Source organism: Nostoc sp. (assembly GCF_036917095.1).
Classification (GTDB): Bacteria; Cyanobacteriota; Cyanobacteriia; order Cyanobacteriales; family Nostocaceae; genus Nostoc.
In genome coordinates, this window is record NZ_JBALFH010000007.1 from 16,369 (window position 1) to 41,610 (window position 25,242).

The following is a 25,242-nucleotide window of genomic DNA, read 5'->3' on the forward strand; positions in this document are numbered from 1 at the left end:
GAGGTCTATCCTTCTGGATAATTTAATTTGTCTAAGCAATACTGTTGTACTAATAAAGGGCAGATATTGTGTTACTTGCGTAATTCCTGTTATCTTTATTAGTAGCATTTGTCTGTAATCTCTATGAACCTTGATAGTCTGTTTGAGATTGTTGACCGCCTACTAATTGAGAGCCACAATCGCCCCCTTAATTCCACAGAAAATCTGGTTTTGCGTGGGATTTGGCAGTATAAAACTTATAACCAAATAGCTATAGAGGCAGGTTATAGTCCTGGCTACTTTACCAATGTTGTTGCCCCAGAATTGTTTGGGCGACTCTCTGAGGTCATTGGCCAGCGCGTGACCAAGAAAAACTGTCAGGTACTGCTGGAATCCTATGCCATCATTGAAGCAGCTCCAGATACAAAACTTTTGAAACAAGACCTGACGCAATTTCCCCCCACAGTTAATCAGGATACGTCACCTTGCTACCCCAGCGGCTCAGTTCCTCTCGCCTCTCCCTTTTACCTCAAACGTTCTTACCTTGAGGAGCAAATTTATCAAGAAATTAAGAAACCAGGAGCGTTAATCAGGATCAAAGCTCCCAGAGAAATGGGCAAAACTTCACTGCTGCTGAGGATTCTTGACTATGCCAATCGCCAGGGTTACTGCACTATCAGCTTGAATCTAGAACAAGTCGAGCAGACAATTCTGAGCGACTTGAATCAACTTTTGCGCTGGTTGTGTGCCAATATCGCCCGCCAGCTTCAGCTTCAACCAATGTTAGACGAGTATTGGGATGAAGATTTGGGAAGTAAAGTTAGCTGCACCGTCTACTTTCAAGAATATCTACTAGCGTCAATTAATACTCCCCTGATCTTGGCGTTGGATGAAGTGAACCATATTTTCGAGCATCCCCAAGTAGCGAAGGATTTTCTACCTCTGTTGCGTTCTTGGTACGAAGAAGCGAAAAGACTGCCCATTTGGCAAAAGCTTCGTCTACTCGTGGTTCACTCAACAGATATTTATGTTCCTCTTGAACTTAATCAGTCTCCTTTCAATGTAGGATTACCGATTCAGTTAGACAACTTTAGCCAAGAAGAGGTACAGCAGTTAGCCCAACGCTATGGACTCAATTGGACAGATGGAGAAGGAGCTAGACAATTAATGGCAATGGTCGGGGGACATCCGGCACTAGTACATTTAGCTCTCTATCATCTGAGTCGAAAGGAGGTAACTCTGTCGCAACTGGTAGAAACTGCTCCCACAGCAAGCAAAATTTATTCTTATCATTTGCAGCGTCACTGGGCAACTTTGCAAAAACAGCCTGAGTTAGCACAAGCTTTTGATAAGGTTCTGAATGCTAATGAAGCTATTCTCTTAGATCCCATCCTTACTCACAAGTTAAGCAGTATGGGGTTGATTAAACTTTCTGGATCTGAAGCGATCGCAAGTTGTGAATTGTATCGGCGATTTTTTACGAAAATAGAGCAGCATTTGGCGTTGCAGAATCAAAATATGAATTAGAACTCACTCCTATTTCTGATCCTACACAATTCTTGAGAGTACAGGTGCTTAGTACAGCTTTGCGTAAAATCATGGCGAATTGAGGGTTGAAATTTAAACACAAAGGGGTGCAGAGCCACGCAGAGATTTTACTATGAGTTAATGAGATATTGTACTTATTTACAAGTTATTTTAAGAACATTTCTATTTAGGGATGTTATTTTTCATGAGTTTTACTATGAGTTATGGGATGAGTTTTATGAGTTTCAGAGCCTATAAGACAACTAATATTAAAAGTAATTCACTGCAATATTATATCTAATACGAAGTTGTATAAACAATCCTACTTTTAGAGGATTTTACTACTTCAAATATTTTTTGCAACACAACCTTCTTCGGTCAATAAATTTGAATCATAACCAAAAATCTGATCAGTTACTTTCTTAGGAGAATTTTATGGTGAACTCAATTAGTATCAATGCTGGTGGAGGAGCGATCGGAAGCTATGGTGCAGATGCCTACTACAGTGGCGGTCAAAGTGCGTCGAGCAAGACTCTCGTCGATGCTAAGGGCGTCTATTACCCAGCAAACCAAGAAGTTTATCAGACCGAACGCTACGGCACCTTCAGCTACACCTTTTTGGATCTGACTCCCAAGGCCATCCATACTGTTAAGCTTCACTTTAACGAACACTTCTGGGACTCGGTTGACAAGCGCAAATTTAACGCTGCGATTAACGGCACGCAAGTACTATGGAATTATGACATTTTCTCCCAAGCTGGCGGCATCAATAAGGCGATCGCTGAAGAATTTGTAGTGACCTCAGATACCGGAGGGCAGATTGTCGTGAACTTCACGCCAGGCGCTGCCGATCAGCCCACAGTCAGCGGCTTTGAAATCAACCAAAGCACCCGCCCGCACAACAATATGCTTTTGGGTTGCTTCCCCGGCTATGCCAATATCAACGACATAGAATCCTGGTTAGGTAAAAAGCACGCCGTGCAGGTTATGTTTACAAGCTGGGACCCGAACAGCAAGGAGCAGGCTTTCACGACGATGAACCATATCTGGGATAGTGGAAGTGTACCTGTGGTCACATGGGAAGTCTTCACCGATGACAAAAATCGCTATGCCCCAGCGAATATCGATGCCCTAATCGCCAACGGCAGTCACGATAGCTATTTGAATGACTGGGCTGACACCATGAAGAGCTTCCTGGCGGGTGCTGGCGGCGTATACGGCGATGCTGATGACCGCCGCGTCTACTTGCGGTTTGCCCATGAGATGAACGGCGACTGGTATCCCTGGTCTGCCAGCTATAAAGACTCCCAGAACACGCCCACCGATTATATCAATATGTGGCAGCATGTTTGGACGGTCTTCAAAAATAAAGGCATCGACAGTAATCATTTGCAGTGGCTCTGGACACCCATGAATACCGATGTAGGCAACCCGCTCCACAAGGCTGAGTCTTACTGGCCGGGCGATGCCTATGTTGATTGGGTCGGCATTGACGCTTACAACTGGGGCACCGGCCAGTCTTGGTCAAACTGGACACCTCCCGTCGCGCTGCTAGACGACATGATTAACCGCCTCTCCGGCTACGGCAAGGCGATCGCGATTCCAGAGTGGGGCACAACGAGTGATAACTACGGCAGCAACAATGTTGGCGCGAAGGGTCAGTGGATTGTTGAGATGTTCGACTACCTCTCGGTCAAACCCCAAATCAAGATGCTTTGTTACTTCAACATTGAGAAAGAGACTGACTGGGCTATTTTTGGCGGAGATCGCGGCGACAGCACCTATACCATAGGCTCCACCGTCCATCAGGTCTACTCTATCTACAAAGCACGAGTCGGTGCAGACTACATTATCCCAGGCAACAACAGTCCCCAACAAATAACAGATGCCCAGTTCAAAGGACTGTAAACATTCCATCCCAGAGGTCAATTGCAATCACAATGCGAAGGTCAGAGCGTTGGGCGTTTACAGTGTGCAGTAGACACTAATGTAATTCCGCTGTTAACAAATTTTACCTTGGTGCTTTGGGATGGTAGGCAAGTTCCTGCCGCTGCCCTAGATATCGGTATGGCAATTATCGGTCAAAAGATTGACATCTTTGTTGATAGCGTTGAAGAAGCAATCAATCTAGGTGTCCAGTCTGTTACAGCAATTTTGTAATTTAATTTTTTGGAGTTGATTTATGTCTTGTACAATCGGTAGTTCATATATTGTTAAGTCTGGAGACACGCTTTTTGTTATTGCCCAACAACAATTAGGTGATGGCAACCGTTGGTATGAACTCAAAAAACCAGATGGAAGTCCCTTAACAGACGCGGATGTGGCAAATTTACAGATAGGTCAAGAAATCTGCATTCCTAACGGGTCTGTCACTCCACCACCACCACCCCTTCCTCCAATAGGCAAGGGTTTCGCAGGTATTGTATCGCAGCAAACCTTCGAGGCTCTATTCCCAAACCGAAATGGTTTTTACTCCTACGACGGTCTAGTGATCGCCACGCAGAAATACCCAAGCTTCTGCAATGAAGGATCGGACGAAGAATGCAGACGTGAGGCGGCTGCCTTCCTAGCAAATATTGCCCAAGAGACGGGTTTTTTACAATACATTGAGGAACTGAACACAGCAGTATGGGGTAGCTATTGCGATCCTACAACCTATCCGTGTGTGCAGGGTAAAACCTATCACGGTCGCGGACCGATCCAATTGTCGTGGAACTACAACTATGCTACATGTGGGGCGGCTCTTGGTATTGATCTGCTCAATAACCCGGATTTGGTCTCAACAGATAGCGCTATTTCCTTCATGACCGCCCTGTGGTTCTGGATGACATCATGCCACAATGCTATCCGCAACTCCGGTTTCGGCATGACAATCTCCATCATCAATGGTGGCATCGAATGTGGACCGAATGCGTCCCCACAAGGTAGACAAGAAGCCCAAAATCGAATCAATTTTTATCAGGATTTTTGCCAGAGGTTGGGAGTTTCACCAGGCGAAAATCTTTCCTGCTAAGTCGAATGGCGCTAAGTTAACGGCAAACCCATTATTATTTATAGAACCCATTTGACATCTTATGAGGTTTTGAATTAAGGTACTCCTCAGCATCTAAAATCCAATGCTAATGGCGTATTCCAGCGACCTCACTGATACAGAATGGGAAATTTTTGAACCCTTATTGCAAGAAATCTTACCGACTAAGAAGCAGACTTGACCGAGCAACTGGACAAAGCGAGAGATATTTAATGGAATTCTCTATCAACTGAAAAATGGGTGCAATTGGTAAGACCTACCCAAAGACTTCCCCCCTTATTCCACCGTCTATTGGCACTACAAACAGTGGCGAGCTGCTGGGGTATTCAAGGAACTAATGAGTGTCTTATACCAATTTAATGTGAAGTTGCACATATCTTGATCCCCCTAAATCCCCCGATAAATTGGGGGACTTTGAATTCCCCCCTTTTTAAGGGGAGCCAGCGCGGTCTTGGGGTCTCCCCAAGTGGAGCGACTGGCGTGGGCTAGGGGGGATCGAATTCTATGCAGCTTCAGAAAGAATTGGTATTACATGGACAAGTTCGTGAACAGGTAAAAAAAAACCGTACTGGACGACATTGATCATCATTGACTCCCAAGCAGTGAAAAATACTTGCAATGCCAGTGTGGAGTCGAAAGGTTTTTGTTTCTACAAAGCCACCAACGGTATTAAAAGGCATTTGGCTATTGACACCCTTGGGTTTCCCTTCTTTACGCACTGTACACGCGCCAATATCTCGGATGATGCCGGATTAATTGAGATGTTTACTCTCAACATCGACTACTTCAAGTCAAAACAAGAGTGATATTCCCAAGATTACTATCCTGCTAGATCATGGGTATCACCCAGAATATTTGACTCAGGAGTTAGAGCGGATTTATCCAGAGATCATGACCAAAATCCAATTTCAACTTTCTACGAAACCCTCAAAACAAGAGAAAGCAGCACAAGGAAAATGTGGATTTGTTCCGGCAGTAGCCAGATGGGTGATCGAGCGCTCCAATGCTTGGATGGAGCGTTGTAAAATTCTGGTTAAGAACTTTGAACAAACCCTAGTTAGTGCCACTGCCAAACTCAATCTCTGCTTCATCAGGCTAATGATTAAGAGGCTTGCAGCACCTTCTTAGATGTCAAATGGGTTCTATATTGCGTCCTAACTGCCTTAGCGGTTGCTATACTATCTATCAAGAAATAACTACCCAAGAAAAAGTGCTGAAACAAATAAGTGATTCAGTCGAAACAGATATCCAAATACTACGAAATTTACAAGAAGATCGTTTAGTGTTAAAACCACTCACTCAGTCAGCAGAAGTTAATGATGATGCATGGATAGAAACAAGATATAAGGTTCTGACACAGGATGCTGAAGTAGTAACAAAAATCAAGGATGCAAGTGATAAGTTAACAAAACTTAAAGAGATTTTTATTGCTTCTATAGAGGGGGATTTAACCACTAAACGTCTTGATAATTTCATACAAGAAACTAATTCATTTTCAGCACTTCTTTCTAACTAAAAATAGTCGTTATTCAGGAGAAATTAAATATGTCTATTAATTCCGAAGCTGAAGCTCAAGCGATTTTGGAGAAATTAAGACAAGTTGATGCGAAACTTAACTCTCCACAAGTTTTATTCACCATTGATCATGAAAGCGATCAACGTAAGAAAGATGCTTTTAACGAAGCGAGAACTAAAATCGCTGTTCAAATTCGACAACTAGAAGATCAGAGACTTTCTTTACTATTAGCAAGTCTACAATCAAATGAAGCTTCGTTCCACCAAGGAATAGATAACTTAAACCGCGAAATTGAAACAGCTAATAGTATAGCTAGAATCACAGAGGCAATTGATAGAGTCCTGAGTGTTGTCACTGCGATAGTGATTCCCACGAGAGGAAGCGGAAGTCGGAAAATATACGTTTTACTGGTGGGAATCGATAACTATCCCGATCCCAATCATTGCCTCCAAGGTTGTGTAAACGACATTACAGCTATAGAAGAGTATCTAAACGAACGGTTTGACCCGCAAGAATACCAACTACATTTACTCAAGCTTCAAGACGAGCAAGCAACCCGTGAGGCAATTATTAATGGCTTCCGCAACCATCTTTGTCAAGCACAAAAAGATGATGTAGTTTTGTTCTACTACAGTGGTCATGGTTCCCAGGAACTAGCACCGAAGGAATTTTGGCACATCGAACCAGACCATCTGGATGAAACTTTAGTCTGCTACGACAGTCGTACCGAGAATGGATGGGATTTAGCAGATAAAGAGTTGGCGAAACTAATTGCAGAAGTCGCAGAAAAAGAACCACACATAACCATAATTATGGATTGTTGTCACTCTGGTTCTGGCACTAAAGACCCCATGCAAGAAGCCAAAGAACGTCGCTTCCCCTCTGACAAGCGAGAACGTCCCTTGGATAGCTTTATTTTTACACTGGAAGATTTAGATAAACTTTCAGATTCCCGTGAACGTGATCCCGAAAAACACCCCACAGGTTGGAAGATTCCTAAAGGTCGTCATGTACTGCTAGCGGCTTGTCGAGACTACGAAACAGCCAAGGAATACCCAGGTAAGTTTAGAGGTTATTTCTCTTATTATTTACTGGATACACTTACCAAGACCAACGGAAAGCTGACATATCGGGATTTATTTGCCCGCACAAATGCTATTGTCCATAGTGAAGGTAGGGAACAGTCTCCGCAATTGGAAGTGAATGATCCCCAGGATGGTGATAAGTTCTTCCTTGATGGTGCCATAGCCCAAGTTACATCATACTTCATTGTCAACCATGACAAAACCTCTGGATGGGTAATTGAAGGTGGTGCTGTCCACGGAGTGCAACCACCCAAAAATGGCGAAACTACTTTATTAGCACTATTTAAATTTGATGCTAATAATGACGATTTGCGTGACCCTTCAAAATCTGTAGGTACAGCAAAAGTAACTCAGGTATTGCCAACTAAGAGCCGAATAGATATCGAAGGGGTAGATAACCTAGCTACTGATAGCACTTTTAAAGCAGTTGTTACCAGTTTACCCTTACCACCTTTAGGGATTTCCTTTGAAGGAGATGAAGCGGGTGTAAATTTGGTGCGTGAACAGCTAACAACAGCAGGACTAAATGGTAAACCTTCAGCCTATGTCCGCGAGTCACAAGAAATGGGCAATGCAGAGTTGCGCCTGTTGTGTCGCCATAACCAGTATGTAATAGCCCAACCCACAAATGAACGCCCCTTAGTAGCTCAAATTGATGGTTACACCCCAGACAGCGCAGAGAAGGCAATTAAACGCTTAGAACATATTGCCCGGTGGAAATCAATTGCCCAACTTGCAAATACTGCGGCAACTCAGATTAAAACTGGTGATGTGAAGATGGAACTCATATCTACTGATCCTGACTTATTGCAATCACAGCAGATGCGTTTGCAGTACAAATATAAGGACGGTAAGTGGCAACAACCAGAATTTAAACTCAGACTTACCAATACAACTAAAAAACCTCTTTACTGTGCCTTAGTCAACCTTTCAGACAGTTTTTCCATTAGCGCCCCATTTTTTGAATCTGGTAAGATCAGACTGCAAGCAGGAGAATCAGCTTATGCTTTAGATGGAGAAGAATTAATACTTGAAGTTCCTAATGAATATTGGCAACAGGGAATTACCGAGTACAAAGACATTATTAAATTGATTGTTAGCAATGACGAATTTGATGCCAGATTGCTAAATCAAGATAAACTAGATGCTCCTCGACCTGTATCCAGAAATATAGAATCTGCAAATCAAAGTAGTCTTGAGCGTTTAATGGCTCGGACACAAAATCGTGAAATTCGAGCCAAAAGTAGCGCAGTCAGTTTTGACGATTGGTATGCAGAGGAAATCACAATTACCACAGTCCGTCCCTTGGAATCTACGCCAGTTTCCCCAGAACAAGAACAACAATTAGGAGTAGGGGTGAAATTACAACCCCATCCCAGCTTAAAGGCAAATGTTCGCCTCACAACTACACCACAAGTCAGCCGAGATTTGGGTAATAACATTGTACCTCCCATTCTGCGGGAAGATCCAGAAGTGAATCAACCCTTCCAATTTACTACCAGTCGGGGTACAGACCCAGGATTAAGTGTACTGGAACTGAACGACGTTGCAGACTATGAAGTCGTTACCCCAGATGCACCTCTGAAGTTGTTAGTTGATGCACCCCTAGCAGATAATGAATATTTGCTTCCTATAGGTTATGACGGTGAATTTTTCTTACCTCTAGGGCGTGGTCAAATAACTAACGACGGTAAAACAGAAATTATTCTCGAAAGATTACCAGCACCCGTGAGTCAAGGAGAACGCAGCTTGCAAGGTGCAATCCGCATCTTCTTTCAAAAAGTAATCAGCCAGGGTCTGGCACGGGAATTTAAGTATCCGATATTAGCAGTACCGGAAATAACGGAGAACAAGAAAAAGAAAGTAATTTATCATTACGATGAAGCTTATGTTAGGGAGCAGGTAAAAAACGCCAAACGAATTGCTCTCTATATCCACGGAATTATCGGCGATACCGAAAGTTTAGTATCTACTATTAAACAGCCTGTATTGCAACCAGATGGGCAAAAAATTTCCATCAGCGAACTTTATGACTTAGTGCTTACCTTTGATTATGAAAATTTGAATACTTCTATTGAGCAGAATGCCCAAAATTTAAAACGACGGCTCAGAGATGTCGGTTTAGGAGAAAAACATGATAAAGAACTACACATTATTGCTCACTCAATGGGTGGTTTAGTATCTCGTTGGTTTATTGAACAGGAAGGTGGGCATAAATTTGTCCAACACCTAATTATGTTGGGTACACCAAACGCCGGTTCTCCTTGGTCTGTGGTGGAAGATTGGGTAAAACTGACTCTGGGTATTGCACTTAACAGTCTTGCTACAGTTGCTCCCCCGGCAACAGTAGTAGGTACTTTGTTGGGTACATTAGAAAAAAATATCCGGGTATCTCTAGCCCAAATGAACCCAGCTTCGGAATTTCTCAATTCTCTGGCTGCTAGTGATGACCCTGGTATTCCTTACTCAATTATTGCTGGTAATACCTCTATTATTGCCGCAGCATTAGAGGAACAACCAGAGAAAAAGTCCAGTGTCTTGAAACGGTTACAACAACGTTTATTTAATAAAGTGGTAGAATTACCGTTTTTCGGTGTGCCAAATGATATAGCTGTGAAGGTGGATAGTATCAAGAGTGTGCCTACCGCGCGATCGCATCCTCCCTACATTCAAGAAGTACCTTGCGACCACATGAGTTATTTCCTGAGTGAGCCTATTGAAGTTGGGTTACAAGCTTTGATTGCTGCGATTATAAGGCAGAAATAAACACCAAAAAGGCAAAAGTAGGCTGTTTCATGTCTAGCTTTTGCCTATGATTTTTTAACGCTAAGGTACACTAAGGTTGGCGCAGAGTTACGCAGAGTTTTTCTGTCTCTAAATTATTTTGCAAGGTGTAAAAGTTAAGCTACCTAGTAATAAGATAAAAAAAATAAGGTGCAATCATGAAATGTAATTGGAAAAATACAGCAAAAAATATCGGTTTATTCTGTACATTATTCACTACCTATTTTATCAGTTTAAATACTTCTCTAAAAGCAGCAGAAACTGTTGTATTACGTTATGGCGTATGGGAAGAAGCAATCTCAGTCACTGATTTACAAAGTATTGCAGAAACAGGACAAGTACCTCAAAAATACAAAGTTTATACTAATAAATTTCCATTAGAAAAACGTCAGAAGTTTTTAGAAGCACTACAAACGAAAAAATGTGTAAATTTTGTAACTTTAAGTCGATTATTATATACTCCAGTTGGCAGCACTATTCTCCAGGATTTTGCTAGACTAACATCCCGCAAAGATGATGCTGGAATGCAAGCTCTGAGAACTGCATTGGTACATGGTTCTAAACCTAAAGAAGGACTTTCTATTATTAGCTTTATCCAAAATTATCCTAGTGAACGCCTTGTGATTAATTTGGAGGAAGTATCTCAAGTTTTTAGTAACTTGAACTTGTCGTATCAGCAAACTAACCAGTTCATGCAAGCCATTACTCCTCGACTGGCTGCAAAATCCACTAAACAAGCATTACCCTTTGATCCTAGCGAAGCAGGAAGTGGCAAAGTACAGGTTATAAACTTGCCAAAATTAAAAGATGAACAACGCCAACGTCTTGTTCCTGTTGATATTTACTGGTCAAATTCTGTAACTCCTGCTAAACCTGTGGTGATTTTGTCACATGGTTTTTCCTCCAATCGCACTGATATGCGCTACATAGCAGAACATTTAGCATCTCATGGCTTTGTAGTAGCAGCAGTGGAACATATTGGTAGCAATGAGGAATATAAAATTGATTTGACTGATTTGACAACATCTAGGCTGACAAGTATGAAACCACAAGAATTTTTGGAACGCCCCAAAGATATCAGTTTTGTTTTAGACGAGTTAGCAAAGTTAAATCAAACAGACAAACACCCATTGCAAGGTAAGCTGACAACCGATAACGCTATGGTTATTGGTCATTCTTTTGGAGGTGGGACAGCTTTATCTATTGCTGGAGCAGAATTGCAAGTAGATTCTTTAAAAGAACGCTGTCCTCAAGTCCTGGGTACTACTGTTAGCGCAGGAGAGGGTTTACAGTGTGTTGCTAAAGATTTACCAGAAAATCGTTATCAATTGCAAGATTCTCGTATTAAACAAGCGATCGCTCTTAACCCCACAAGTTTCCTGATGTTTGGTGAAACAGGGTTAGAAAAAGTACAAGTTCCAACCCTGATTTTGGCATCATCTAAAGATGAAACGACTCCAGCTTTAACTGAACAAATCATTAGTTTTAACAAAGTACCTTCACCAAAATGGTTGATTGGAATTGTTGGCGCAACTCACAGTAGCATCAAAGATCCAATGTCAACTGCACAGAGAGAGGAGAAAAAGAGTGTTGAAGTAGTTGGTGAGCAAGCTGCTGATATTCGTAAGTATATGAAAGCCATTACTCTAGCATTTGCTTCTCAGATGACTCCAGAAGCTAACAAATATCAAGTATTTCTTACCCCAGAGTATGCTCGATATGCTTCTACACAAGCATTCCCGATTCGTTTAGTAACGGAAATTCCGGCTGATATTCTGAAAGAAATCAACAATGCTGTAAGCAATAATCAGCAATAGTATCAAGTTTAAATAAACGATTTTTAAGCTTTTAACTGCTTATTTGCATAGAGGTTTAGTTCATGTCAAAGCATAATTTCAAACGCAATTTTGCGGTTATTATTGGTATTAATAGTTATCAAGACGGTATTAGGAAGTTAATAACAGCAGTTCCAGATGCTCTCAAATTAGCTGAAATCATTCAAAAGCAGCATGAGCAGCTAAAACCACAATATCAGGCACAAAATAAGTATGAAGTCCAATTATTTTTGAATCAACGTGCTAGTCTTAGTCAGCTAAAACAATTAATTGCAGATTTCCATCAAGGTCAAATCTTATTAGATAACGGTAAAGTTACAGTTACTAAAGACGATCGCCTGCTGTTTTACTTTGCTGGACATGGTATTGCTTTAGATGCTCTAGAAAGCCAAGAAGGGCCTGTAGGTTATCTAATTCCTCAAGATGCCATATCAGGAGATAGCAGTACCTACTTGCCGATGCAGGAATTGCATGATGCTTTGAACGCGCTTCCCTGTCGGCACATGTTAGCAATTCTCGATTGCTGCTTTGCTGGAGCTTTCCGTTGGGCATGTCTCAATCGGGAAATTGTACCCAAGTTCAAAGTATATAAGGAACGCTACGACCGTTTTATTAGCGATCGGGCTTGGCAAGTAATTACGAGTGCATCTGACGATCAAAAAGCCTTAGATTCTTTGGGAACAAGAGGAATCGTCACAGACGGGAACGAAGAACATTCCCCCTTTGCCAAAGCTTTGTTTGACGCTTTGCTTGGGAAAGGTGCAGATTTGAATCAAGATGGTATTATCACCGCAACTGAAATTTACTCACATTTGCGCGATCAAGTGGAAATCCTTACAGAAACCCACTACCAGCGACAAACCCCTAGTTTGTGTCCACTGAGGAAACACGACAAAGGGGAATTTATCTTTCTCTCCCCTGATTTTGACCGAGATAAATTGGAAGATGCACCACCACTAAACGTAGAAAACAATCCCTATCGAGGATTATCTTCCTATGATGAAAAAGACAGTAACTTGTTTTTTGGTAGAGAGGAGCAAATTCAAAAGCTTTACCAGAAAGTAGTTGATAACAAGCAACAATTAACATTAGTGTTGGGTGCTTCGGGAACGGGTAAATCTAGTTTGGTGAAAGCTGGACTTATTCCTAAACTCAGGAAGGATGATAAAACTTGGCGTATCCTACCCCCTTTTCGACCAGGGAAGTCTCCTTTAAAGTCATTGAATAACGTACTAGAATCGGTCAAGCAGCCTTTAATCCAAGCAGCAACATCTTCCCATTTATTCACCCCAGTCGAAGAAAGTTTGGTAAATTGGTTCAAGAATAATCCTCAAGCAAAGCTACTGGTGGTTATCGATCAGTTTGAAGAATTGATAACTTTATCTAAGAGTGAAGAAGCAGAGAATTTTCAGATATTTATTAAAAATTCACTTGCTAAATATCCCAACAAAATCCATGTAGTTATTACCTTGCGAATCGATTTTGAAGCGCAGTTTCAAACCTCGGTACTCAAAGACTTTTGGAATGATGATGCTCGGTTTGTTGTTTCACCAATGAGCCAAAATGAATTCCGGGAAGCAATTGAGAAACCTGCATCACAAAAAGTTCTATATTTCGACCCTCCCAGCTTGGTAGACGAACTAATTAACGAAGTCGTGCAAATGCCAGGTGCTTTACCTTTGCTTTCTTTCAGCCTGAGTGAATTGTACTTGAAGTATTTAGGCGATCGCACCAGGGATAACCGGGCTTTAACCAAGAAAGATTATGAAGAGTTGGGAAGGGTTGTTGGTTCTTTAACTAAGCGTGCTAACCAGGAATATGAGAACTTAGTTAAAGAAGACAGTGTTTATCAAAATACAGTGCGTCGGGTAATATTGCGGATGGTTTCATTGCAGGGTGGGGAATTAGCAAGGCGACAGGTTCATAAATCGGAACTGGTGTATCCTAGTCAAGAAGAAAGCGATCGCGTACAAACAGTAATCAAACGCTTTTCTGAAGCCCGCTTAATAGTTGAAGGTTCCAATTCCGAAGGCGAACCTTATGTAGAGCCAGCCCATGATGCTTTGGTGCAGGGGTGGGATAAGTTACTGAATTGGAGACGAGAGAAGCAAGGAAGTATAATTCTACAAGGGCAGCTAACGCCTGCTGCTGTTGATTGGAAAAATGAACAATCGGCACAATTTCTTTGGAATAATAACCCCCGCCTTAATCTATTAAAACAGGTACTCAACTCCAATGACAGCTGGCTCAACAAAGTAGAAACTGAGTTTGTGCAACAAAGCATTAGGCAGAGAAATACAGACACAACACGTTCACGTTGGGGTATTGGAATCCCTGTGTTACTCGGCACAATACTTATTACCTCGGTAACAAGTATTGTGTGGACAATATGGTCTAACTTGGCAAATAAACCAAATGTCATATTATTTGCTGATCCTGAGCAAGAGATTCAAGGAACTACAGACATCTCATATGTGTATAGTTATAAGACTGTAAAAGAATTCCCTGAAGCAGTAATCAACCAAATTGTACTAGGTATACCTAAAAATAAACCGTTTTGTCTATTTAATGAAATACTTCCAGATGGGGAAAAATTTGAAAATGGAAAGAGTTTCAATATAACTGCACCAAAAGAGCCAGGAGTCTATTATATTAAATTCTTCATAGACTTAGACCGCGGTTGTGATCAACCTATGGATAACTGGGTAAAGGGAACATATGAAATTCCTGATAAATCAAATATAGGAATTATTGTAGTAGGGAATGTATTTAACTTTTCTATATATCCAAAAATTTGGTCAGCCTACTTTAAAAATATACCTAGTTCATCCACTCTAACTGGTAATGAAACTAAACGTCTTGGTGGCTATATTTCTTTAACAAACTTTAAGCTCGATAAAAAATAACGGTAATACTTCCAATAAATTTGCCAGATTGGAAGATAAAAAATTTAATATTGCACAATAGTACTTCTAGTTTTCAACTTGAAGTGAGAGTAATCTTGAATAATTTTGGTTACTGTATCCCGAACCAGCCACCAGTATCGCCACCTGCCCAGCATCCTTCTTTGCAGGCTTTCGGCAAGACTTTAGCAAACATTAATTGGAACTGAGGATCAGCGCTAATATCCACATTTTCATAGCCTACTGGCAGACAAATTCTTTCTTGATAACTGCCGGGAACCCTAACTTGTGCCATTACATATATATCTCCACCGACTGAATACACACTTTTCTCTTTTCTGCGGGAGTAGGCGGCAACATAACAGCCAGGATAACCGATAAATTTATTAACAGTGGGTAGAGTCTTTTGCTCAAAACCCGGATAGGATACATTCACCACAACATTATCTTTGGCGTAGACTTTGAAGTTTGCAGGAAGAATAGCTTTATTGGGATCAGGATTTTTTCTGCCATAAATACTGATATTCCTTGATTGTCCCTTGGCTTTGGATTTAATTTGTTCATCTACTAAAGTCGGTATTCGACTATTACTCTCCCCTGAAGCCTGTTCATGTTGCCTTGGAGATAATTGAAACTCGCCAACTTCCTGCTTAAGAGTCGCAACTTTGTTGCTGATTGAGTTGTCTAATAAACTTTGCTGGGTGGTAAAATTTTGCTGGCAACCAAAAAGAAAGTTGAGGAAAACAGCTAAGAGGGTATTGGTATAGTAATTCTTGAATATAGGCTTGATCATTTAGATAATTACTCTATCCCTGTTAAAGTTAATATCTATACTAACTCTCCTTCGTAACTCTCGCCAGAGAAAAAATATAAGCCTTATTTATCAAGGTGTTTATCGATTGAGTAATACTAATTAAATAAAGCGATCACCTTTGTGCTACGTATCTTCAGTCTACGTATAATGTCCTAAGCGCTTACTTTTGAGTTCACCTGCTCAAAATAATTGCTACCAAAACTTACCAGCAATGACCACAAAGCCCAACAAGTAGTTTTGGATAAATGGGATCGCTTGTACTTCGATTTATTAGGATTTCTTGGAAAGTGCGAAGCTTGCGCGACGTAAGTCGTTCGCTTATAGGCAGATTTACTATAGCTGGTTAGAAAATGCGATCGCCTTCTCAAAACCTCTTGGTACAGAAGTGCGATCGCTTGGAGGTAAATTTATTAGGGTTTCTAGGAAAGTGCGATCGCATCTGCGGCTCATGACCAAAAGGCGATCGCTTATAGGTCGATTTATTAGGGTTGCTTAAAAAGTGCGATCGCATTCGTAACTATCTCCAAAATAACCCCAATGTTAATGAAAGCGATCGCCATCTCTGTGACGATGTACCACCAATTACTACAAAACCTAAGAATTAAGTGAGTTAAAAGCGAACTGCAACCATCATATGTCAAAATCCAAGTACGATTTTCACCGCAACCTAGCAATAATTATTGGTATTAATAACTACTCAAATGGTATTCCAGAGTTAGAAACACCTGTTGCTGACGCTGAAAAACTTGCCAAAATTCTCCAAGAAAACTATCAATATGAGGTGCAGATATTACTAAATGAAAAAGCTACATTATTACAGTTAACTTCTCTATTAGCAGACCTTAAACAAAAAACACTACATTTACCTGAGAAAACATTACAGATAGAAGAAAGTGACCGTTTAATATTTTACTTTGCCGGACATGGAATAGTCCCCGCAGATGGGCTAGAAAACAGGGATAATCTGGCAGGCTATCTTGTCCCCCAGGATGCCAAAGGAGATATCCTTCTGCAAAAGCAAATAGAAATTAACAAAATTCTCCTGCCCATGCAAGACTTGCATGATGCCCTTGCAGAACTGCCTTGCCGTCATTTACTAGTTATACTAGATTGCTGTTTTGCAGGGGCATTTCGGTCAAGCTTGTATCGAGAAATTGTCCCAGCGCGAAAAGTGTATAAACAACGGTACGATCGCTTTATTAGAGATAGAGCATGGCAAGCGATCGCATCTGCGGCTCATGACCAAAAGGCGATCGATTACCTCGGTTGTTTCGGACAAAGAGGAACTGTAGAAGGTAACAAACACTCACCCTTTGCTGAAGCTTTATTTGCGGGTTTGCGCGGTGCTGCGGACACAATAGGAACAGGTGATGGTATCATCACTGCAACTGAACTTTATTGCTATGTGCGCGATCAAGTTGAAGAACTTACCGACGAGCATGACAAACGCCAAACTCCTGGCTTGTTTACCCTGAAAAAGCATGACAAAGGCGAGTATATATTCTTACTACCAAATTTTGACCAAAACAAGTTAGAAGATGCACCAGCACTCAACGAAGAAAACAACCCTTATCGGGGTTTAAAAAGCTATGAAGAAGAGCATTCTAAGTTGTTTTTTGGCAGAGATGAACTAATCAAGCAACTATATGAACGTGTTCTTCACCCTAAAAATCCACTAACTGTAGTTTTAGGAGTTTCCGGTTCTGGCAAGTCTAGTTTAGTCAAAGCGGGGTTAATTCCTTATATAAGGACTAACCATAACGAAGATTGGTACATTATACCTACATTCCGTCCTGGTGAATCTCCCTTCGCCGCACTGGCTGAGGTAATAGCAGTCAATACAGAGGTTAATAGAAGCAAAATAGAGGTAATTAAATCTCTCAGCGAGACGCTCATACAAGCACCCAGGCAATTTATTGAAATTGTAGCCAATGGCAGACAAATTCCTACAAATGCAAAGCTTTTATTGGTGATTGACCAATTTGAAGAACTAATTACTATCTTCAAGCAACAAGAGCGAGAGCAGTTCTTAAATTTCCTGACACAAGTATTAGAGGCTAATGCTCAAAAGTTGCACATAATCATCACCTTGCGCTCTGACTTTGAACCGCGTTTTTTAGATTCTGCACTGAAACCCTATTGGAGTGGCGATCGCTTTCCAGTACGGGTCATGAGGTCTGATGAATTACGACAGGCGATTGAAAGACCAGCTAATGAAAAAATGTTGGATTTCGACCCGCCAAATTTAGTTGACCTGTTGATTGACGAAGTAGGGCAAATGCCCGGTTTGCTATCACTGTTATCTTTTACTTTAAGTGAACTTTATACTAGATGTATTGAGCGAGAAAGTAGAACTTTAACTGAGGCAGATTATAAGGATCTAGGCGGAGTTGCAGGTTCATTAACACATCGAGCAACGGAAATACATAACAAACTGGACAAAGCCCAGCAACTCACCATGCAAAGGGTGATGCTGCGGATGGTAACAATTGAAGGCGGGGAGTCAGCACGGCGACGTGTACCTTTATCTGAGTTGAAGTATCTAGATGACGCAGAAAATGAGCGAGTACAGGAAATTCTTCAATGGCTGGATAAAGCGCGTTTAATTGTTGGTGGACAGGAAACTGGGGGTGAACCCTATGTAGAACCAGCCCATGATGCTTTGGTTCGCGGATGGAATAAGTTACAGGAGTGGAAAAATGAGGAGCTAGGAAATTTGTTGCTGCAACAACGTTTAACGCCTGCGGCTAATGATTGGGGGCAAGATAGCACTAATACTGGTTTGCTATGGGATGATGACCCACGTCTTCCAATTTTAGAACAAGTGGTTAAATCAAACAATAGTTGGCTAAATGAACAAGAAACGAAATTTACCAAGCGTAGTATTCGCAACAAAGAAGAAAGGGATATAAATGAAAAAAAGCAGATTATAAATATATTTGCCAGAGCGTCTCAAGCTTTCTTTGCTTCCAATCAACTGTTAGAAGCTTTAATTGAAGGTGTGAAAGGTGGAAAAGAATTACAAAAATTACGAGACAAATTTCAAAAATTAAAACAAGAAGCCATTTTAGAAGAAAGAGAAGCAGCAATTTGCAAAGAAATTAATATCATTAAAAATCAGACTGTAATTACCTTAGAACAAGCCGTTTACGGAATTAGAGAATTAAACCGATTGGAAGGGCATACTGGCCCAGTAGAGAGCGTCTGTTTTAGCCCTGATGGTCAGATGATCGCCTCTGCTGCTTGGGATAATACAGTTAAACTCTGGAGTCGTGACGGGAAGCTATTAAAAACCCTTTATCAGGATTTCAAAACGCCTGAAGGTTATAGCACTATGGTTTTGTGCGTTAGTTTTAGCTCCGATAGCCTTATTATTGCCGCCTGTGGAGACAATACAGTAAAACTTTGGAATCGAAACAATGGTCAATATATTACAACCTTGACTGGGCATAGCGAAGATATCAATTGTGTCTGTTTCAGTCCTGACAATCAGACTATTGCTTCGGCGAGTAGAGATAACACAGTAAGACTTTGGAATCTTAACGGAGAAGAACTAAAAATCTTAACTGGGCATAGCAAAGATGTGACTAGCGTCAATTTTAGTCCAGATAGTCAGATGATTGCTTCTGCCAGTTACGATGACACAGTTAAACTCTGGAAGCTTGACGGCACTTTGATGACAACACTAAAGCATAAAAGTACAGTTTATGATGTTACTTTTAGCCCTAAAGGTCAGATAATTGCTTCAGCAAGCCAGAATACAGTGAAACTTTGGAATTTTAACGGACAAGAGCTAAAAACCTTAACTGGGCATAGTGCTAAAGTCAATAGTGTTAGTTTCAGTCCTGATGGTCAAACAATTGTCTCTGCCAGTGACGATGGCACAGTTAAACTCTGGGGTATCGAGGGTCAGAAGATTACGACTTTCATAGGACATAGTGCCAAAGTCAATAGTGTTAGTTTCAGTCCTGGTGGTCAGACAGTTGCCTCTGCCAGTGACGATGGCACAGTTAAACTTTGGAACGCGCATAGTCAAGAGCGCCCAACCCTTGCAAAAATCGTCTCAGATGCTGGTGATACTGAGGTAACTAAAGTCATTTTTAGCCCTGATGGCAAAATAATTGCTGGCGCAGGCAAGCAAGGGGTAAAACTTTGGAATTTTAAAAATCAGGAGATTATAAATTTTATACAGGAGAGTGGAGTCGCCAGTCTCAGTTTCAGTCCTGATGGTCAGACTATCGCTTTTGGTTGTTTTGACAATCAGGTAAAACTTTACAATCTTGAAAATCAAAGTCTCACAGTTTTCATTAGTCTCAATGGGCATAGTAGTGGAGTTAGGAGTATTAGTTTTAGTCCTGACGGTCAAATGATTGTCTCTGGCAGCGATGATAAGACAGTAAAGCTCTGGAGTCGTGATGGTCAAATGCTCACAACCCTCAGTGGTCATAGTGGCGGGGTCTGGAGCGTTACTTTTAGCCCCGACAGTGAAATGATAGCTTCTGGTAGTGATGGTTCTGATAAAACAATTAAACTCTGGAGTCGTGATGGTCAAATGCTCAAAACTCTCACTGGGCATATCAACACTGTCAATAGCATCTGTTTTAGTCCCGATAGTCAAATGATAGCTTCTGCTGCTTCCGACAATACGGTAAAACTTTGGAGTCGAGACGGTCAGGAAATTAAAACCCTCCGAGGTCATGATTATCAAGTGGTTGATGTCAGGTTTAGTGCTGACGGTCAAATGATAGCTTCTGCTGATTGGGACGGCACAGTAAAACTTTGGAATCTGAATGGGCAGCTTCTTCAAACTCTGAAGAAACGTAGTAATAAATCAAGCTGGTTTTATAGTATCTGCTTTAGCCCCGACAGTCAGACGATTGCTTCTGGCACTGCTAATGGAGTGCTTTTATGGAATTTCAACCTAGATGAATTAGTGGTGCGTGGTTGCCATTGGATACTCGACTATCTTAAGAATAACCCTAATGTTGAGGTGAGCGATCGCTCTTTATGTGACGATATACCACCAATCACCGCAAATCCCAACAAGTAGGTTGAGGTAAACGTGACCGCCTACCTTGAACAATCTCAATCTTACGAAATAGCAATCAAAAGCTTTTGGAATCGGATTTAATTATACTGATATACTACCAACTAGTGATCGCATTGTGCCAGTTGCGTAAGTCCTGTTTCCATTGACCAAATCCCCTCACGGGGACTGAAACAAGTTCCAGTAAAAAACTGGAAGTGTCGAGGCTCAGTGGGAGCAACGCGATTTTGTGAGGTCGGACAAAAAAGGTGCGATCGCTAAAACTTACATTTCTGTATTAGGTGATTTTATTTGCAATTAGCATACGTAATTGCACGAGAAACTATCTCAATGAGATATCTCAAAAAGATTGCTAGTAAATCATTTGACGATTATTTCCAAATATATCTGCAATAAGTCTTTAAGACTTGGTATCAATTATGGCAGAAAATAAATTAAATGCCGAATTGAAGTATAAAATTTATCAGGCAGTTTGGGGTTTGATAAACGAATTAAAGATAGAATCAGAAAAATTATCCCAACTTTTAGCTATCCATTGACAACGAAGATGTAACATAATTTCTGCGTTATCTTGAAGCCAAAACTTACTATTACCTTTCATACGTAAATTAACAACTTGACGAATTAAACTTTCAACAGCACCACTACCAAGAGGAAGTTTTTTAGATGCAACTTCATTATATTTTAAAAGCCTCCGTCGGTAAGCTTTTAAAATATAGTTTCGCTCTCGTACCAAAGTTTTAAGGCGCTCTCCAATTGCCCCAGAGATAAACTCATCCATGTTTCTGATTAAATTCAGTGTTTGACCTTTCTTTAAAGTTTTTCGCGCCTTTTTAAACCATTGTTGTCGCTCATTATTTGTGCTAAATGCAGCATCAGCAAAGTCTTGTAAATGTGATGCTGCGTGATAAAAGTCTAATAGTTGACAAGTGTCAGGTGGGCATTTTAACTTTTTGAGTAAAGGGAGAATATGTATCCAGATCCATTCTGCTCCATCTGCAATTAATAAAACCTGTTTCGCCTGACTAATACCTAAATTAACCAAGTACATCTCTAATATATGCAAAAATCCTTGATATCCTTGATAAGTTCCATCATTGGTAATTGGAACCTCTCCATTCCTGATTTTTTTACCTTGTTCATTCACTACATAAATTGTTAATAGTTTTGGCTCAATCCATTCTCCTGTAAAGCCTGCACGATTAGTCTTAACCTTACGCCTGCCTTTTTTATTAATCCGAATCCGTGTACGACCGCCATCTACAGCTTTTGACTTCACGCTGGTCTTTAAGAATGTTACGAATCGGTAAACTACCAAGCTCTAAACTTGTTAGTTTTGATTCACGTAAATTTATACCAATTTTACCAAAGTAATATGTTAGCCTTTCTATGCGTTTTAAACTGATATTTATGCCCCAATCAATTAATGTTGTCCGTGCTGCCTCAAACGAGCCAGCAATTGCACCATATCGGGCAATAGTCGATAAAACTTCAGGGGTTAAACCTTCGGACATTCCTAAATATCTTAAGAATGGGCAGAATCCAACATGAGTAGATTTTTTATTTTTATTTGGTTGAGTCTGACGTTCAACTACATACGGTAGCTTTAAAGTTACTGCGACATTACCAACTGTTAATATTTGCCGTTCTTTGCAACCGTGCTTTCGCGTTTTATTGTGCCACCATCCCTGAGTTTCCTGCATTGTTTTGTGCAAAAATTCTTGAGATTTAGACAAGTTATGAAGCAACAAAGCAATACACTCCCCTGCTAAAATTAATGCCGATTCCCTAATTTCTTTTTCACGTAATTTGAAAGTTTGTCCATTCCATTCTGAAATATTCGTTAATTCTAAAATTTTCGTAACTTTTTCTTGAAAATGTGACACTGATTTGCTTAAATCAAAAGTACAATATATATTATTTTTCATGGTAAGCATTCCCTGTTTTTGTTTTGATGTCAGATATCAAAACCTTTACTCCAAAGGGAATCCTACCTTTTTTTTCTATCCTAAAATCATCTACAAGTTAACGCAGCATTAATACTCGGTCTAAGGTGATAACTATTCTAAGTACGGCTACATAGGTTTTTAGCGATCGCACCTTTTTTGCTCAACCTCACCAAATCGCGTTGCTCCCGCTGGCCCAAGAATCTTTGGTTGAGTGCGATCGCTGGCGGATAAGTTAACAGAGTAAATAGCTTAATCTCCCACAACTCCAATGCAACGGCTGTGTTGTAGAGCGTATCAAATGCTGGCTGACCGTGAGCAACGATAAAATCATCAACCCCTTTCTCTGCCCCTAACGGTAAATCAATCACTCGCAGCGAACAGCCCTCATTTACCAGCAACCGTCCCATGCGACTGATAGCAGTTCTTACCCGTTGAACTGTCTCAGGTTTATTGTCCTGGTCAAAGCAAATGTTAACCTGTCTCCCCTGTGTTGCGAAATGTTTCAAGTCGGGAATCAGAAATGGTTTACCAATAGCGTTGCCGTACTCATCATGGGGTGTGCGGTATCCAGCGTTAACACCGGGAATTGCGATCGCTGCATAACCCGCAGTCAATAACGCCCCCGCTTTCTTGACACCTTCGACGATTGTCACGGGTACATTATGCCGCCAAACCCAATGCCAGAAGCCGCCAGGATGCTGTAGGTCTTCTTCAGTAATGGGGATACCACTACGATTGGACACTTTCACCCAGATGCGATTCGGTACTAAAAGGAAGAAAGCGCGTGTCTCTTCTCTGTATGGGTGTTCATATTTGATCAATTTGTGAATTTTCTGGCGATCTCTTCGGGGGTGGTCGGGTTTGAAACAGCCCCACATCATCTGTGTGTAGTTGTTGAGGGGGTCAATGCCATTGCACCACCAGCCGCCTAGTTCAATGTGCTGGTACTTCTTCAAATCGCGATCGCGCAATCGTCCATCATTGCGACGGGAGATTTTGGGACTGTAGAGCAGATATTCGTAGGGTAACGTCCCGTAGAGCGATCGCGCATTCAAGTGAAAGATTTCTTCGTCAACGCAACTGTTGAGCCATTCTTGTAAATGTTTGAAGTGAGAATCAGATTCGATTATACGCATATTCCCTCTGTTTTTTGACGCATGGAAATGAAGCGGCATTGCACCCATGCCGCCGGTTCAATTTTTTGTGATACTTTTGCTGGCTATGAAGTCGTCATTAAGCCAGCATTGCTCTGGGAAAAGGTTAAAGGGGAAGGATTAAAGGAGAAGGATTAAAGGAGTAAGAACAATTCCTTTCCCCTTTGCCCTTTCCCCCTTACCCTTCTCATCACCCGCCTCCGGTATGCGGTCGAAACGTGAGATTAATACGTGTGCTAACCACTTTGTTGGTTTTCGGAACTTGATGCAGATGAGTAGACTGGCAGCCAGGGTGCTTCACTTGCAAGCTCCCGTGTTCCAGCCAGAAATCTGTTGGTTTGCCATCTCTCGGTTTGATTTGGAATTTGCGACATGACCCCAGGCTTATGGAAGCGATCGCAGGGTTGAATCCCATCGATGCTTCCTTGTCAGTGTGCCAACCAATCGAATCCTGTCCACTGCGGTATTGATTGCCGATGACTATGCGGAATTTGTAGCTAGTCAATTTGGTAATGGAGTCGCGTAACTTGGCCAGATTGTCTGTCCAAGTCAAGGGTTTTAAAAACACGCTGTTGGAGTAAAGATAATCACATCCGGCATCACCATAAATACATTCGAGGCGAGGGACGGGCATTGTTTTACCCGCGATCGTGATTTGATTCTGTTGCCACTCCAGTTTTAAGCAGTGTTGGTAGAGTTCGTTTGCAAGTTCTTGACTTAAGAAATCGGGGTAATAAGTGACTGGTAAGACTGGGGTTGATTCAGCAAATAAATTGAGTTGTTGCATGGTAGTTTTCTCCAATTAAAGAACGTAATTGCTGTTAGTTTTGACCAGTAGAGAAAACCTCAATCAACACGCTTTCTGGATACAACCCAACTTTTCCAAAACGTGGATCATGAATGCGTTCGATTTCTATTCCTTGTTTCCGACACAATGCACTTGCTTTTCTACCTTTAGTACCCGCTTCTTTTACCGATATTTCTAAACCTTGAAGATTAGCGAAACCAACAACACTATATTTATGACCGCATGGGGTGTTTACCCTATCTTGCTCAACTTCAACTGCTTTGAGTCTCGCCAGGATTTGAGTTTGTTGCTGTTGTTGTTGGAGTAAATGCTGTTCTTGCTCTGCCAATTGTTGTGCTAAAGCAGCGAGTAACTGTACTTGAGTCATTGATTGCTGCTGGATAGGCCCTTGATTCATCATCACTTTCATTAAGGTTCTGTTAGCCCAGATGCGGAATTCGACAGAAACCCACTGAGCTAAATCAATTGCGATTTCTGGATGAATCCAAGTCCCTTGAGAACTGCCATAGCCCTCAACTTCGATGACAAGAGACGATATCGGGATTCCGATGTCGTTTGAAAGTGCTGTCCAGTAAGCTTTTGTGGACTTCCGTTCTTTGTAATGCCCCCAAGACTTATTATTTGCATGGCACATTTGTGTTGCATTCACATACCCCTTGGGAATGCTGTATTTACCTAGCTGGCCATCTTCGGGCATTTGGTTAATTTCTGTGTCATGCCCTAGCTATCTAATTGGTATTTCAGGGCTTGAGACTCAAGTATAGTAAGAAGTTCCGTATGTTGATCGACCAAAGCTTGTATTGTAGTAAC

At 41.2% G+C, this 25,242-nt stretch carries 17 protein-coding genes and 1 pseudogene; 12 read left to right on the forward strand and 6 right to left on the reverse strand.

Going from position 1 to position 25,242, the window contains the following annotated elements; all coding sequences use genetic code 11:
* Nucleotides 1-123 precede the first annotated feature (123 nt).
* The 10 genes from V7L01_RS01895 (at nucleotide 124) to V7L01_RS01940 (ending at nucleotide 14,663) form a co-directional block, all read left to right on the forward strand.
* Nucleotides 124-1,506, forward strand: a complete 1,383-nt coding sequence (locus V7L01_RS01895) for an AAA-like domain-containing protein (RefSeq protein WP_335031403.1) — start codon at nucleotides 124-126, stop codon at nucleotides 1,504-1,506.
* A 435-nt stretch (nucleotides 1,507-1,941) separates the two neighbouring features.
* Entirely contained in the window at nucleotides 1,942-3,414 is a 1,473-nt protein-coding gene (locus V7L01_RS01900) for a malectin domain-containing carbohydrate-binding protein (protein WP_335031405.1), read from the forward strand.
* A gap of 21 nt (nucleotides 3,415-3,435) precedes the next feature.
* Nucleotides 3,436-3,666 (forward strand): 3D domain-containing protein, encoded by a 231-nt coding sequence (locus V7L01_RS01905; protein WP_334719196.1) that lies wholly within the window; start codon nucleotides 3,436-3,438, stop codon nucleotides 3,664-3,666.
* A 22-nt stretch (nucleotides 3,667-3,688) separates the two neighbouring features.
* Nucleotides 3,689-4,519 carry a glycoside hydrolase family 19 protein gene (locus V7L01_RS01910; protein ID WP_335031407.1) on the forward strand — a complete coding sequence of 277 codons (831 nt, stop codon included), beginning with the start codon at nucleotides 3,689-3,691 and terminating at the stop codon, nucleotides 4,517-4,519.
* A gap of 620 nt (nucleotides 4,520-5,139) precedes the next feature.
* Nucleotides 5,140-5,343 carry a hypothetical protein gene (locus V7L01_RS01915; RefSeq protein ID WP_335031409.1) on the forward strand — a complete coding sequence of 68 codons (204 nt, stop codon included), beginning with the start codon at nucleotides 5,140-5,142 and terminating at the stop codon, nucleotides 5,341-5,343.
* 85 nt (nucleotides 5,344-5,428) lie between these two features.
* The gene (locus V7L01_RS01920) at nucleotides 5,429-5,665 is read left to right on the forward strand and encodes an IS5/IS1182 family transposase (RefSeq protein ID WP_335031411.1); all 237 of its coding nucleotides are present in this window, start codon (nucleotides 5,429-5,431) and stop codon (nucleotides 5,663-5,665) included.
* Between the two features lie 7 nt (nucleotides 5,666-5,672).
* Nucleotides 5,673-6,053 carry a hypothetical protein gene (locus V7L01_RS01925; protein ID WP_335031413.1) on the forward strand — a complete coding sequence of 127 codons (381 nt, stop codon included), beginning with the start codon at nucleotides 5,673-5,675 and terminating at the stop codon, nucleotides 6,051-6,053.
* Between the two features lie 29 nt (nucleotides 6,054-6,082).
* Nucleotides 6,083-9,904 (forward strand): caspase family protein, encoded by a 3,822-nt coding sequence (locus V7L01_RS01930; RefSeq protein ID WP_335031415.1) that lies wholly within the window; start codon nucleotides 6,083-6,085, stop codon nucleotides 9,902-9,904.
* 176 nt (nucleotides 9,905-10,080) lie between these two features.
* Entirely contained in the window at nucleotides 10,081-11,739 is a 1,659-nt protein-coding gene (locus tag V7L01_RS01935) for an alpha/beta hydrolase (RefSeq protein WP_335031416.1), read from the forward strand.
* A 62-nt stretch (nucleotides 11,740-11,801) separates the two neighbouring features.
* Nucleotides 11,802-14,663: an nSTAND1 domain-containing NTPase gene (locus V7L01_RS01940; RefSeq protein WP_335031418.1), complete on the forward strand. Its 2,862-nt coding sequence runs from the start codon at nucleotides 11,802-11,804 to the stop codon at nucleotides 14,661-14,663.
* A gap of 109 nt (nucleotides 14,664-14,772) precedes the next feature.
* Here V7L01_RS01940 and V7L01_RS01945 read toward each other — a convergent pair whose 3' ends face one another.
* The gene (locus V7L01_RS01945; protein WP_334719189.1) at nucleotides 14,773-15,453 is read right to left on the reverse strand and encodes a hypothetical protein; all 681 of its coding nucleotides are present in this window, start codon (nucleotides 15,451-15,453) and stop codon (nucleotides 14,773-14,775) included.
* Nucleotides 15,454-15,754: 301 nt separating this feature from the next.
* Between V7L01_RS01945 and V7L01_RS01950 the strand changes: the two genes are divergently transcribed.
* On the forward strand, nucleotides 15,755-15,970 hold the full coding sequence (locus V7L01_RS01950) for a hypothetical protein (RefSeq protein WP_335031420.1): 216 nt from the start codon (nucleotides 15,755-15,757) through the stop codon (nucleotides 15,968-15,970).
* On the opposite strand, the gene V7L01_RS01955 is transcribed toward V7L01_RS01950, so the two are convergent.
* Nucleotides 15,957-16,115, reverse strand: a complete 159-nt coding sequence (locus V7L01_RS01955) for a hypothetical protein (RefSeq protein WP_335031421.1) — start codon at nucleotides 16,113-16,115, stop codon at nucleotides 15,957-15,959. The two genes, V7L01_RS01950 and V7L01_RS01955, sit on opposite strands and share 14 nt — an antisense overlap.
* Here V7L01_RS01955 and V7L01_RS01960 point away from each other — a divergent pair.
* Nucleotides 16,109-20,524 (forward strand): nSTAND1 domain-containing NTPase, encoded by a 4,416-nt coding sequence (locus tag V7L01_RS01960; RefSeq protein ID WP_335031423.1) that lies wholly within the window; start codon nucleotides 16,109-16,111, stop codon nucleotides 20,522-20,524. The genes V7L01_RS01955 and V7L01_RS01960 overlap by 7 nt on opposite strands.
* 460 nt (nucleotides 20,525-20,984) lie before the next feature.
* Here V7L01_RS01960 and V7L01_RS01965 read toward each other — a convergent pair.
* From V7L01_RS01965 to V7L01_RS01980, 4 genes and pseudogenes are all read right to left on the reverse strand, one after another.
* Nucleotides 20,985-22,449 (reverse strand): annotated as a pseudogene (locus V7L01_RS01965) (ISLre2 family transposase).
* A 137-nt stretch (nucleotides 22,450-22,586) separates the two neighbouring features.
* Entirely contained in the window at nucleotides 22,587-23,606 is a 1,020-nt protein-coding gene (locus V7L01_RS01970) for a DUF3854 domain-containing protein (protein WP_335031425.1), read from the reverse strand.
* Nucleotides 23,607-23,814: 208 nt separating this feature from the next.
* Entirely contained in the window at nucleotides 23,815-24,411 is a 597-nt protein-coding gene (locus V7L01_RS01975) for an alpha-ketoglutarate-dependent dioxygenase AlkB family protein (protein ID WP_335031427.1), read from the reverse strand.
* A 34-nt stretch (nucleotides 24,412-24,445) separates the two neighbouring features.
* Nucleotides 24,446-25,129 carry a KilA-N domain-containing protein gene (locus tag V7L01_RS01980; protein ID WP_335031429.1) on the reverse strand — a complete coding sequence of 228 codons (684 nt, stop codon included), beginning with the start codon at nucleotides 25,127-25,129 and terminating at the stop codon, nucleotides 24,446-24,448.
* Nucleotides 25,130-25,242 lie beyond the last annotated feature (113 nt).